General features: G+C 60.7%; 11 protein-coding genes and 1 pseudogene. 7 read left to right on the top strand and 5 right to left on the bottom strand.

Annotated features, from left to right (window positions below; translation table 11 throughout):
* The first annotated feature begins 6 nt into the window (after window positions 1–6).
* The 5 genes and pseudogenes from ACX0GZ_RS09630 to ACX0GZ_RS09650 form a co-directional block, all read left to right on the top strand.
* Window positions 7–1,284: a TolC family protein gene (locus ACX0GZ_RS09630; RefSeq protein WP_458815803.1), complete on the top strand. Its 1,278-nt coding sequence runs from the start codon at window positions 7–9 to the stop codon at window positions 1,282–1,284.
* Window positions 1,281–2,441, top strand: a complete 1,161-nt coding sequence (locus tag ACX0GZ_RS09635) for an efflux RND transporter periplasmic adaptor subunit (protein ID WP_458815805.1) — start codon at window positions 1,281–1,283, stop codon at window positions 2,439–2,441. The genes ACX0GZ_RS09630 and ACX0GZ_RS09635 overlap by 4 nt, the downstream gene beginning before the upstream one ends.
* A 4-nt stretch (window positions 2,442–2,445) precedes the next feature.
* Window positions 2,446–5,679 (top strand): efflux RND transporter permease subunit, encoded by a 3,234-nt coding sequence (locus tag ACX0GZ_RS09640; protein WP_458815807.1) that lies wholly within the window; start codon window positions 2,446–2,448, stop codon window positions 5,677–5,679.
* Between the two features lie 71 nt (window positions 5,680–5,750).
* Complete coding sequence (locus ACX0GZ_RS09645; protein ID WP_458815809.1) at window positions 5,751–6,356, top strand: cation transporter; 606 nt, start codon at window positions 5,751–5,753, stop codon at window positions 6,354–6,356.
* Window positions 6,352–6,662 (top strand): annotated as a pseudogene (locus tag ACX0GZ_RS09650) (heavy metal translocating P-type ATPase); the annotation flags it as partial. The gene ACX0GZ_RS09645 and the pseudogene ACX0GZ_RS09650, both read left to right, overlap by 5 nt.
* Before the next feature lie 68 nt (window positions 6,663–6,730).
* On the opposite strand, the gene ACX0GZ_RS09655 reads toward ACX0GZ_RS09650, so the two are convergent.
* From ACX0GZ_RS09655 to ACX0GZ_RS09675, 5 genes are all read right to left on the bottom strand, one after another.
* Window positions 6,731–7,924, bottom strand: coding sequence for a DUF3644 domain-containing protein (locus ACX0GZ_RS09655; protein ID WP_458815811.1), 1,194 nt, complete (start codon window positions 7,922–7,924; stop codon window positions 6,731–6,733).
* A 670-nt stretch (window positions 7,925–8,594) separates the two neighbouring features.
* Complete coding sequence (locus ACX0GZ_RS09660) at window positions 8,595–9,188, bottom strand: 7-cyano-7-deazaguanine synthase (protein WP_458815813.1); 594 nt, start codon at window positions 9,186–9,188, stop codon at window positions 8,595–8,597.
* The gene (locus ACX0GZ_RS09665; RefSeq protein WP_458815815.1) at window positions 9,185–10,375 is read right to left on the bottom strand and encodes a PfkB family carbohydrate kinase; all 1,191 of its coding nucleotides are present in this window, start codon (window positions 10,373–10,375) and stop codon (window positions 9,185–9,187) included. The genes ACX0GZ_RS09660 and ACX0GZ_RS09665 overlap by 4 nt, the downstream gene beginning before the upstream one ends.
* Window positions 10,372–10,578: a hypothetical protein gene (locus tag ACX0GZ_RS09670; protein ID WP_458815816.1), complete on the bottom strand. Its 207-nt coding sequence runs from the start codon at window positions 10,576–10,578 to the stop codon at window positions 10,372–10,374. The genes ACX0GZ_RS09665 and ACX0GZ_RS09670 overlap by 4 nt, the downstream gene beginning before the upstream one ends.
* Before the next feature lie 149 nt (window positions 10,579–10,727).
* Window positions 10,728–11,528: an 8-oxoguanine DNA glycosylase gene (locus ACX0GZ_RS09675; protein ID WP_458815818.1), complete on the bottom strand. Its 801-nt coding sequence runs from the start codon at window positions 11,526–11,528 to the stop codon at window positions 10,728–10,730.
* Window positions 11,529–11,604: 76 nt separating this feature from the next.
* On the opposite strand from ACX0GZ_RS09675, the gene ACX0GZ_RS09680 reads away from it, so the two are divergent.
* Together ACX0GZ_RS09680 and ACX0GZ_RS09685 are read left to right on the top strand one after the other, a co-directional pair.
* Complete coding sequence (locus tag ACX0GZ_RS09680) at window positions 11,605–11,913, top strand: helix-turn-helix domain-containing protein (protein WP_458815820.1); 309 nt, start codon at window positions 11,605–11,607, stop codon at window positions 11,911–11,913.
* Between the two features lie 96 nt (window positions 11,914–12,009).
* On the top strand, window positions 12,010–12,348 hold the full coding sequence (locus ACX0GZ_RS09685; RefSeq protein ID WP_458815822.1) for a hypothetical protein: 339 nt from the start codon (window positions 12,010–12,012) through the stop codon (window positions 12,346–12,348).
* The last annotated feature ends 172 nt before the right edge of the window (window positions 12,349–12,520 follow it).

The following is a 12,520-nucleotide window of genomic DNA, read 5'->3' on the forward strand; positions in this document are numbered from 1 at the left end:
AGCAAAATGAAAAGATTCGTCGCAGCCTTGCTGGCTGCCGCGTCCTGCGCATCGATCGCACAGGCGCAAACGGTACCCGATACGCCGCCTGGGGTATCGAGCACCGCCCCCATGCTGACGCTCGACCGCGCAATCGCGGTTGCGGAAGGCGCTTCGCCCACGATCGACGTGGCCGAATCGGAAAGCCGGATCGCAGCCGCTGGGCGGACCATCGCTGGCCTCCGTCCCAACCCATCGGTGTCGGTCGAGACGGAGAATGTGTTCGGCACTGGCCCCTATGCCGGTGTCCAGGCACTGGAGACGACCGGCAGCTTGTCGTTGCCGATCGAACTAGGGGGCAAGCGTTCAGCTCGCATTGCGGTCGCGGATGCGCAAAGCACGCGCGCCGCGGTTCAGTCGGCGATTCTGCGTGCCGATCTCCGGCTGGAGGTTACCGAAACCTATGTCGAGACGATCGCCGCGGAACGGCGGCTCGTCACCGCGCGCGATCAGGCGCGTATCGCGGGCGAGGCGTTGCGTGGTGCCGATGTTCGGGTCCGCGCGGGACGTGCATCGCCGATCGAGGTGCAACGCGCCGACGTGGTGCGCGTCAACGCCGATGCCGAGTTGGAACGTGCCGAGCGTCAGGTGGAGGTTTCGCGCTTCCGCCTAGCGCAGCGCATCGGCCAGCCGGTAACGGCGCCGCTCGACCAAGCCTGGTTCGACCGGGTGTCGGGCGGGATCGGGCCGCTGGCGCGGATTGGTGGTGGCGGCACGCTCGCGCTTGCCGCTGCCGACGCCGATCTGGCGACCGCCGATGCGCGGGTTCGGCTCGCACGCTCACAGCGGCTGCCGGACCTTTCGGTAAGCGCAGGCGCGCGGCGTTTCGAGAATGGCGATGCGGCGTTCCTGTTCAGCCTGTCGGTGCCACTGCCGGTGTTCAACAACGGACGCGCGGCGATTCAACAGGCAGGTGCCGAGCGGAGCCGTACCGAGGCGCAACGGCGGGTGACCGTGATCGAAGTCGAAGACGCGATCGCTCGCGCGCAGGCGGAGACGGCCAATGCCGCCACTACCGCCGCAGCGGCGAATGGCCCCGCATTGGCGGCGGCACAGGAAGCCGCTCGCATCGCCCGTATCGGTTATCGCGAAGGCAAATTCGGCCAGCTCGATCTGCTCGATGCCGAACGCACGCTCGCCGATACGCGCGCCGATGCGATCGATGCGCTGGCTGCCTATCACAATGCACAGGCGCGATTGCGGCGGCTCACCACGCCCGCGCCGACCTTGGGGGATATTCGATGAATACGATCTGGAAAGCGGCGCTGCCGCTGACGCTTGCCGCGATGCTCGCGGGGTGTGGCTCTACTGGGGCGGATGAAAACGCCGCGACCGAGGCCGAGAATGCCGAAGCCGGCGAAGAAGCCGGTCACAGCGACGAGGAAGGCGCGATCCACCTGACGGCCCAACAGATCCAGACCGCAGGGGTAGAGGTTGTTCGCACGCTGCAAAGCGGCGGCGGTGCGATCACGCTTCCGGCAACGATCGAAGGCGATCCGCAGGCCACGCAAGTCGTGTCGGCCGCGATCGGGGGGCGTGTCGTATCGCTCACTCGCAATCTCGGTCAGTCGATCGGGCGCGGCCAGACGCTGGCCGTGATCGAGAGTCGTGAGGCCGCGCAGCTCAATGCCGAAATCGAAGCCGCTCGAGCGCGGCTGAACTTGGCGCAGAGCAATCTCGGGCGCGAACAGCGGCTATTTGCGGAGCGAGTGTCGCCCGAACAGGATCTAATTGCGGCGCGCACGGCGGCGCAGGAGGCTCGCATCGCGCTGCGTCTCGCACAGCAGCAATTGTCGGCAGCCGGTGCGGGGGGCGGTGCGCTCAACCGCGTCGCCGTCGCCTCGCCGCTGGGCGGCCAGGTCGTCGCCCGCAGCGTCACACTGGGTCAGACGGTCGCCGCGGACGCGGAGCTGTTCCGCGTCGCAAACCTGTCGCAGGTTGCGGTCACGCTGTCGCTGTCGCCGAACGATGCAGGACGCGTGCAGCCGGGCGCAACAATCGAAGTGGTGTCGGGCGATCGTCGCTCGGTTGGCCGTATCGATTTCGTCTCGCCGGTGCTCGACGAGACGACGCGGCTCGTGAACGTCATCGCGGTCATCGACAATCGCAGTGGCCAATGGCGGGTCGGAGAGGCGGTCACCGCCTCGATCCGCCTGCCGGGGACGACCGGCGGCGGCAGCGTGCTGGTGCCACAGCGCGCCATCCAGACGGTCGAGGGTCGCCCCAGCGTCTTCGTGCGCAACGAAGAAGGGTTTCAGGTCGTGTCCGTCACGCTTGGTCAGCCGAGCGGCGACAATGTCGTCGTCACTTCCGGACTGAAGGGCGGCGAGCAGATCGCCGGCACCAACAGCTTCATCCTCAAGGCTGAGCTCGGAAAGGGCGAAGCGGAGCACGGGCACTAAGACCATGATCGATCGCATCGTCACATTTTCCGTCGAGCGTCGCTGGTTCATCCTGCTGATCACGCTCATCGCCGCCGTCATCGGTGCCGTCTCTTTGAGTCGGCTGCCGATCGACGCGGTGCCCGACATCACCAACAATCAGGTTCAAGTGAATATCAGCGCTCCCGCGCTGTCGCCCGAACTGGTCGAAACCCAGGTTGCCTTCCCGATCGAAACGGCGCTTTCGGGCATCCAAGGCCTCGAATACACCCGTTCGCTCAGCCGCAACGGGTTTTCCCAGATCACTGCGGTCTTCGACGATTCCACCGATATCTATTTTGCCCGCCAGCAGGTGGCGGAGCGGTTGCGCACCGCCGAGGAAAACCTGCCCGAAGGCGTGACGCCCACAATGGGGCCAATCGCGACCGGCCTGGGCGAAGTCTATATGTGGACCGTCCATTTCGAACATCGCGAGGAGGATACCCACAAGCCCGGCGAGCCCGGCCTGCAACCCGATGGCAGCTACATCACGCCCGAAGGCGATCGGCTGGTCGGAGAAGCCGATCAGGCGACCTATCTCCGCACGGTCCAGGACTGGATCGTCTCGCCGCTGCTTCGCAACACCGAAGGGCTGGCGGGCGTCGATTCGATCGGCGGCTACGTCAAACAGTTCCAGGTCATTCCCAACGTCCAGCAATTGTCGGCAATCGGCATGAACCTGACCGATCTCGCCACCGCATTGGAGGCGAACAATGTCGGCGTCGGCGCTGGCGTCGTGGATCGCGGTGGCGAGGGGCTGGCGGTGCGCTCGGATTCGCGCATTCGCAACGCGGGCGAGCTGGCGGGAACCGTGATCGCGACGCGCGAAGGCGTACCGATCCGGCTCGATCAGGTGGCTCAAGTCCAGTTAGGTCAGGCGATCCGCTATGGCTCGGCGTCGGAGAACGGTAAGGAAGTCGTCGTCGGCACCGCGATCATGCGGATCGGCGAAAACAGCCGCACGGTGGCCTCCGCGGTCGCCGACCGATTGGTGGAGATCAACGCATCACTGCCGCAAGACGTCACCGTTCAACCGGTGCTCGACCGGACGGCGCTCGTCAATTCGACGATCAAGACCGTCGCCAAGAACCTGTCCGAAGGCGCGCTGCTCGTCATCGTCGTTCTGTTCCTGCTGCTGGGCAATTTCCGCGCGGCGCTGATCGCGGCTTTGGTGATCCCGGTCACCATGCTGATGACCAGTTTCGGCATGTTGCAAGGCGGGGTTTCCGCAAACCTGATGAGCCTCGGCGCGCTCGACTTCGGTCTGATCGTCGACGGTGCGGTCATCATCGTCGAGAATACGTTGAGACGCATCGCCGAGCGGCAACATCATCTCGGACGCAACCTGACGGTGCACGAACGGCTTGAATCGGTCGCTCGCGCGTCGCGCGAGATGATCCGTCCGACCGTGTTCGGCCAGGCGATCATCATCCTAGTCTATGTGCCGATGCTCACACTGACCGGCGTGGAGGGCAAAACCTTCCAGCCGATGGCCCTGACCGTTATTCTCGCGCTGGCCTTTGCGTTCGTCCTGTCGCTGACCTTTGTGCCAGCGATGCTCGCCATCTGGCTTTCGAAGCCGGTGGAGGAGAAGGAAGGACGCATCATGTCCTGGCTCAAGCGCAAGTACGAGCCGAGCCTCGGCAATGCCATGAAGCGTCCCACACTGACGATGGGCATGGGGATAGGCGCATTCCTGGCGGCGATTTTGGCGTTCACGACGCTGGGGCAGGAGTTTCTGCCGCAGCTCGACGAAGGCGACATGACCGTTCAGGTGCTGCGCGTTCCGGGAACCTCCGTCGATCAGAGCCAGGCGATGCAAAGCCAAATCGAGCAGGTGATCGCGAAGATTCCGGAAGTGCGGTTCGTCTTCTCCAAGACGGGTACTGCCGAACTCGCGTCTGACCCGATGCCGCCCAACATCTCCGACACGTTCATCATCATGAGGCCAAGGGCGGAGTGGGAAAACCCCAGCCTTGCCAAGGCCGAACTGGTCGCCAAGGTCGAGGAAGCGATCGAACAGATACCCGGTGCCGCCTACGAAATCAGCCAGCCGATCCAGATGCGGTTCAACGAACTGATCGCGGGCGTTCGGGGCGACATTGCGGTCAAGGTGTTCGGCGACGATTTCGACCAGATGAACGCCACCGCCAACCAGATCGCAGCAATTCTTCGTGAAACCGAAGGTGCGGTCGATGTCCGGGTCGAACAGACCGAAGGGTTGCCCATGCTCGATATCCAACCCCGTCGCGACGCGATGTCGCGGCTGGGCGTCAGCGCGCAGACGGTGCAGGACACCATCGCCGCCGCGATCGGCGGGCGCGATGCCGGCATGATCTTCGAAGGCGACCGGCGCTTTGCCGTCACGATCCGGATGTCGGACGCACAGCGTGCCGACTTCCAGACGCTGGGTCAGGTGCCCGTGCCGCTTCCCCAGGGCGGGTTCGTGCCGCTCGAATCGGTTGCGGACATCAACGTCACCGATGGGCCGAACCAGATCAGTCGAGAGAACGGCAAGCGGCGCGTCGTCGTCCAGGCGAACGTCCGCGGTCGCGACGTGGCGGGCGTGGTGGCGGATGCGGATGCCGCCATCGCCGGGCAGGTTCGCCTGCCTGCGGGGCAGTATCTCGACTGGGGTGGCCAGTTCGAAAATCTGGAGTCCGCAACCCAGCGGCTGATGCTGGTCGTGCCCGCCTGCTTCGCGCTCATCATCCTGTTGCTCTACGGGGCGCTTGGTAGCGTGCGCGATGCGGCGATCGTGTTCACCGGCGTACCACTTGCGCTGGTGGGCGGCGTGCTCGCGCTGGTCCTGCGCGGTATGCCGTTCTCGATATCGGCGGCGGTGGGCTTCATCGCCTTGTCCGGCATCGCGGTGCTCAACGGTCTGGTGATGGTCAGTTCGATCCAGGCGCTGATGGCCGACGGTATGCACCGTGCCGAGGCTGCGTATCAGGGCGCGATGATGCGGCTGAGACCGGTGGTGATGACCGCGCTGGTGGCAAGCCTGGGCTTCGTGCCGATGGCGATCGCGACCGGTGCGGGGGCCGAGGTGCAGAAACCGCTGGCGACGGTGGTGATCGGCGGCCTGATCTCGGCGACGTTGCTGACCTTGTTCCTGCTGCCGACACTCTATGCCCGGTACGGCAGGCACGAAATGGACATGGCCGAAATCGAAGCGGAAGAGCCGGCCAGGGCGCCCCTGGAACCGCGGTTGGCCTGACCGCGCACAGACCCGCCACGACGGCCATCCAACCGACGTGGCGGGTCTCGCAATTTAAGAGAAGGGTGCCGATGACCCAAGATAGAACCGCAAAGCCCGACGAACGCAAAACCCTGTGGATCGTGCTGCTGCTCAATCTGGCGATCGGGGCAGGCTTCCTCAGCGCAGGCGTTATGGGCGATTCGAGCGCGCTGATCGCAAATGGCGTCGACAACCTTTCCGACGCCGCCGTTTATGCGCTTAGCCTGCTGGCGCTCAGCCACGGAATTGTTTGGAAAACGCGTGCGGCAACCGCGTCGGGCGTGATGCTGCTGCTATTTGCGGTGGGCATCCTGATCGATGTCGGACGTCGCTACCTTCAGGGAAGCGAACCGGTCGGCGTCACCATGATGGCAATGTCGGCGGTAGCGGCGGTCGTGAACTACATCTGTCTCCGACTGCTTCAGCGCGTCCGCAAACCCGACGTCAATCTGCGCGCCGCGACGACGTTCAGCTTCAACGATTTCATCTCCAACGGCGGGATCCTGATCGCCGGCATGCTGGTTCTGTGGCTCGGCACCAACTGGCCCGACCTGGTGGTGGGCTTCGCCACGGCCGTGATCGCCACCAAAGGCGGCATCGAGATCCTGCGCGACGCCCGACGGGAACCGCGCGAAAACAAGGAGGAGCCAGCATGACGGAGAAACTTCAGCTCGACATACCGTTGGTTCTGCCAAAGGTGCTCGACGAATCCGGTGCCGGTGTCGGTCGGCTGTCGCCCTGATAGCTGACAATCTATCGCACCTGTCTCTCGCGGTGGACTTAAGCAGACGCTCGAGAGCGATCATTCGTCAGAACGTGATCGTGAGTTTGGGGGCGTCGCCTTTCTGGTTTCCGCGACGATCCTGCGGCTCGGCATCGGACCGACGGTCGCGATGCACGAAGGCTCGACCCTGCTGGTAGTGTTCAACGTGCTCAGCCTGTTGGGGTACCGGACACAATAAATTCCACTGTTCGGATTGCAGCAAACTCGATGACCCAGCTCGGAATGAGATTTCAGTATCCTGAACAACTAAAGCTTGAACGCTTTCAGGGTTTCAAACTTCTGGTCATCGCGTACCTCCGCCTCCAGCAGCAGAAGCCACTGATCCGAAAATGTATAGTCGCCATGGGTAGCGTGGTAGATGCAATAGTCCCGGTTAGTGTTTTCAGGCTGGGCGGCGCCGTTTCGTGGACGTGCTTCGAATTTCCGCCACGCTTGTGTGTGGTTGTGCTGGGTAAACTTCTTGCCCGTCCGCTCCGCTACCTTTTTCACCACATCTCCCGGTCGATGGGGATAAAGATGGTCCGCCAGTTTGTGCTGGACTAGGACATTTCTGATGTCCTTGCCTTCGGCGGAATGAGGCTGAACGAATTGAAAGTGGGCGCGCGTTTTGGTGACAGCATCAAGCGTGTACACAACGCGAAATTGGAACTCCAGATCCGCAATTTGGGCTTCGGTCATGCCTTCTCGCAACCGAGCATCGATGGCGTCGATCGCGGCAGGGATCTCATATCGGTTCAGCGTGGTGACCTGGTCGAAATTGAGCTTCGCAAATTGCAACGCGAATGAAAGATCGTGCGACAGGGTCAGCGCTGCGCCAAATAGATCGCACATGGCCTTATCGAAATTTAAGCAGCAAGCCTGAAACAGGCCCAGCCATTTGGAATCGCCTCTTCCAAGCAGTTTGTGCTCGACATCATCTCGAAGAATTTTGAGCGATCGCAGGTTGTCTTTCATCCCCTTTGAAATCGGGCAATCATGTCGTTCGAGGATCTGACTTAATAGCAGCGAGCGCCCGTCACGGCCGACGACTTTGACGCCCTTTCTTTCGTAATGTTCGTGTAGAAGATACGTCCAGGCAACGTTCGCCAGCATGGTAAACACTTCGGTCTTAAAGCGCATAGCTGGACTATTGAACACCTGAACGGCGAGGATCATCGCCTCACGAGCGCGAATGAGGCGCTCATGATCATACAGGTTCAAACCAGTTTTCTGGTCGTATGAGTTCTTTTTTATCTTAAAGAACTCCACCTCGTCGTCCGAGGCGGCGGTGATCAAGTGGTCGTTTTTGGTTTCGGTTATCCGGCCACTGTTGATCGTCGCCTCGCGCCCCGTATTGATGAGCGCTTGAATGTCCTGATTCCGCCATCCCTTGCCGAGCAGCGCTTTAACGATTGGCTTTTCCTCGGCAGTCAAAGCGCCTTCACGATTACGCCCCGCCATAGATTAACTGTCCTCCTGCGCAGCACCGATATGGACCGCGCCTGTTCCGACGACCGGGGCCTTTAGGCCAAACGACCTCACTATGTCTGTTCCATGCCGTCCTAGTGGTATGGCTTTGAGTTCGAGTGCCTCCGCGATCCAGCAAAGGGTCGCTATCATGGCTCCGGCATCACGCCACATCAGCGTCTCATAGTTTTTATAGCAGGCGGCCAAACGGGTCGGGTCGGCAAAGAGCTGTATTGTTGTCCCAGCAGTGGCCCGCGTGAGTGTCGTTACGCTGTTTGCATTTAGGTTAAGCGCCTCGGATGGATCGCATCCGCACCCGCCCAGAACGTGACCTTTATTGTCGTAAATGCCAGCGATCTGCGATGCATCGCATGGTAGAACGAGTAAGTGGATAGATTGAATCCCGCCCGAGGATGGAGCTGTGCGGCTTTCCCATTGGCCAAAGCGCCCATCGAACCGCCTTTCCCGCAATTGGCTGGCATGCCAAAGAACCGAACTCAATTGGTCGCCGGTAATAGATGCGCCAGCCCCGGATCGTCGCCGAGCAATCACGTCGAAGAATTTGACGGACGGCGTGTGGACGGTGGTCGGTAGCGCAACCGGATCGGAAAGCTCGACTTCGTAAGCAGGGCGTGCGCCCGATCGACGAGGCTGCGGCTCTATATCAGTAGGGGTCTTGATAAAGCTCCCCCATCACCTGCTGATGCTTGTAACATCCCCGACAGTTGCCGCAGGCGAGGATCGAGGTATGGCAGCTATGGGCCCACGATAGTAGGCCTCGGTCAATCCCGGAGGTCCGCACGAGCTCCGAGGTGGTCATTCCAAGCGCTGGCGCCGAGACGGTCAGTGCGCCCTCCTGCATCGCCATTAAAGTGTTTAGCGCATCGTAGAAGCGGAGGGTGCCATCTATGTGGGACGCGTCAGTTGCCACCGACCCTAGCATAATCTCGGTTGCGCCAATCGCTATGGCTTTCATACCCGCCAAGGTTGCCAGCAGCTGGTTACGATAGGGCCACCACTCGGACACTGGCGCGTCGCGGAGAGGGGACAGACCAGCCATGTCACCCGATCCAAGCGATGAGCAATCCACTCGAATGATGACGTGATCAATCTCAAGCAAGCTGCATATATGTCGTGACACGTTGACCTCAGCCAGTGCCGCGCGTTGCCCGTAGTCTATTGTCATCGCGACTTGCGGCCGCTTCCAGAACGCTAGGGCGACGGAGTCCACGCCGCCCGACAGCAACAGTGACCTCACCGAAGTTGCCAAACTGCTTGATAAATCGCCGACACAACGTCGGTAACAACGATGCAACCGGACCCAACCGGCATTTTCAGATCTTCGGGACGCATGTTTTGCGCGAGGGCGACAACCGGTATCGTTTTGGCAGTGGCATATCCAATCTCGAAGATCGTTCCCGCATCGGCACCGTTGAGCACCGCTAGGACGGCGTCGCAATCGTCCAGGCCGGCGAGATCCTGTGGCGCGACGAGTTCGGCACTGCCTGGCCCCACATCGTGAAATGGCGAGAAGACCTCGACGCCCATCGCCATTAGTTGATCGCGCAATTCTTCGACGAGCCAGAGTTCGGCGAGGTTGAAGAACGGCGCGGCAATGTAAATACGGCCGGGCCCCGACCTTACCCGTGCTGGCACTAACTCATGAAGGTCCGCTGCGGCCGAGATCGGCAGCGACATCGTTTCACAGTAGCGCGCGGTCGCTCGCGACGCAAAGTCTCCGGCTTCCACAATATCGAGCCCTTCAACTGCCCAAAACTTAGTAAACGCAGCTGAAAACACATCTCCCGAGCCCAGCTTGAAAACGCTGGCGCTGCGATACGCTGGGATAAGGGTCGCGCCAGCAGAGGATGCCACTAGCGCACCGCGACCGCCCATTTTCACAAGTACGATTTGGGCATCGCCGCGCGATAGGAGAACGGATGCTGCCCGCTCGGCATCGACTTCCCCAGTCAGGCAAGTCGCCTCTCGCTGGTTCAATATTAGCGCAAGTTCGTCGGCCTGAGACCCGTTCTCACCAAATGGTCTTGGATCGAACGCCGATTGAGGATCGTAGACCGCGCGTCTCGCTTTGATCCGCGCGGTGCCCTCCAGCATTCCAAATCTCAGCACGATATCGTCGTCGACCACGACCGCTTCTTGCTGAACAATGGCATCGGGTCGCGGCGTGATGCGGGGCACCGCTAGCGTGTGAGTATAGTCGAACCCGATGGCAAACTCGACCTCAGGGCCCTCAATTGCCATTCCATAGATCGATGCAATGTTGGTCAAACCTTCGACCAGAAGACTGCTGCGATAGGTTACCAGGCGAATATTAGGTACCGCCGCGCTCATTGCCGCGGCGGCTCGGCCTGCTGATCCATAGACTTCGCGCCAAGCCGGTTCGATGCAACGTTCGGCGTACACCCCGCCGACCACCGTCGTCATACCGGTTCGATCCGCAATTGAACCGCGCCACCCGAAATATTCAGGACTACTGCCTCGTAGCTGTGGCCCTGATCGATGCAGTCGATCAAATAGAGGTGGCCCAGAAACGTCAGGGAGCCAGCGATCGCGCCTGAGATATCGCGAACCTGTAGAATGGCGCGACCCGTGCTTTTGTCGAGATGGACATACAGGCGGTCATTCACCTTCAGCCCTGAAACAATTCCCGGCTGAGGACTATTCAGTGGCGCAGTGCGGACCGTCAAGCAGGATGGCGTGGGCGTCGGCGACGGCCCAGGATCTGATCCAGAAATTTTAATTCCCCTCTTTTGCCCCTGCGCAAAAGAGATCAGTGCTACGCCATAGTCAACTCAAGAAGGGGTTCGCTTCCAAATGAATTGATCCGTTTCGCTACGTGTCCAGGAGCGACAAACGACTTTATCAGCGACGTTGGCAATTGCCGCATCGTCATCCACATCACCGAATCCAGCAGCGAAGCGCGAGCGCGGATAGCTTTTGCGAAGCCCAGATATGCTGCTTCCATCAGATCGTAATGACGCTCTACCCGCCAACCCGGCTCGAATAGATGAAGCATCTTCGCTGCCCGAATAATATGCACATCCAGTATCGAGACGTTGTCGCTGCCTCGCCAATTTCGGACTATCCACGAAGCGGTTTTTGGTCCGACGCCGGGAAGCTGGGTTAGAGCGTTGCGCAAAGAGCGGTCGTCGATTTCGGCGTCTATTCCGGCGAGCCCGTTGAGTGCTGCCGCAACATATCGCCCTTTCTGCTGAGCAAACCGGTATCGAACCTGCTTGCCGTTGACGTCGAGCGGTTCCCGCAAAAGTGCAACGACGCGATCTTCACTCGTCAGATGACTTGGGTCCGATTGATCTGCGGCGTTCAATCTTCTGTACGCGGCGAGTCCGACCTCCGCTGGTATACCGTAGCCACCTAGGAGACACGCCAGCAGCTCCTCACGAAGGCTCCGGCCAAGTTTATAGTGAGTGGGATGCTCCTCACCCCACATCCAAGCTTGCGACGCCCAGTAAGCAGGTGTGCCAATTTCATCGGCACCGCCCCACTCAAGCAATCCCAATCCAAGCGACGCATCAGCGGGGGGGAGGTTCAGAAATCGCAGTTCGTCGCCGACCATGGCCACTACCCGCTGGTTTGACTGATGGCATAATGAATGCATATATGCATAATACCATGCATTCTTTGGTGTAACAATGACGGACAGGATTAATTCTCTTGAGCACGCGCGGCGGCAGCTGGGTCTCGGGCAGGCCGATCTCGCCAAAATCCTTGGCATGACTCAGGGGCATTACAGCAAGGTCGTACGCCGAAAAGTACCCCTTTCCAGTAAGCTGGAGGACAGCATGCATGTCTGGCTGGATGCCAACGGCGTGGCAAACAACGTTGAAGGGGGCTCGGAATTACGCATGCGTGAGCTTGCGGCGTCCATACGCACACAATGCATAGAGCTTATGCAATTAGCCGATCGCGCGCTTTTCGAGAGGGGATCGGCTGGCCGCTGACCTGGCGTTGGCAAGCGTCGACAAGAAGATCCAACGGTTTCCATCCCTCGAAAATGTCTGGCATGGATGTGTCATCGATGAGCGCGAGGACGCAGAATGGCCACTGATCAAGAATTGCTGCTGGATCTTCTGCAAGCAGCTTGGGGCGTCGATGATGTCGAACTGGAACAGCTACTAGGGCTGTCCAAACAGTGGCTGGCATCACACCGAAATCACGATGTGGCGATCGGCCCCGTTGAATATGCAGGTCTTCAAAAGCTTCTGGGTCTCCATGAGGCTTTGCGGTTGGTCGTGCGACCTGCTGGCTACTCAGAGTGGCTCAGGCGGGCATGGCGAAAAGACTCACCGATTAGCGGACGCACTCCGCTCCAGGTCATGCTGGAAGACGGCGACGACGGCATCGCACTGATCCAGGCGCTATGCCGCTCTAGCTGACCTGACAAAGGTTCAGTGAACTTGTTGCGGCCGCGCTCCGCTAAGCGGTTTTCCTAGTAGGTATAGGCTGTTCGCCGTCGACACGACTTTTCCCATTCCAAGCTTCGACCGACCGTCCTTAAGTGGCGACGTCTGGATCATTCTCCCGTCACGGAAACGGTTCTTCCGGTCG

It is taken from the genome of Sphingomonas aestuarii (assembly GCF_054457155.1).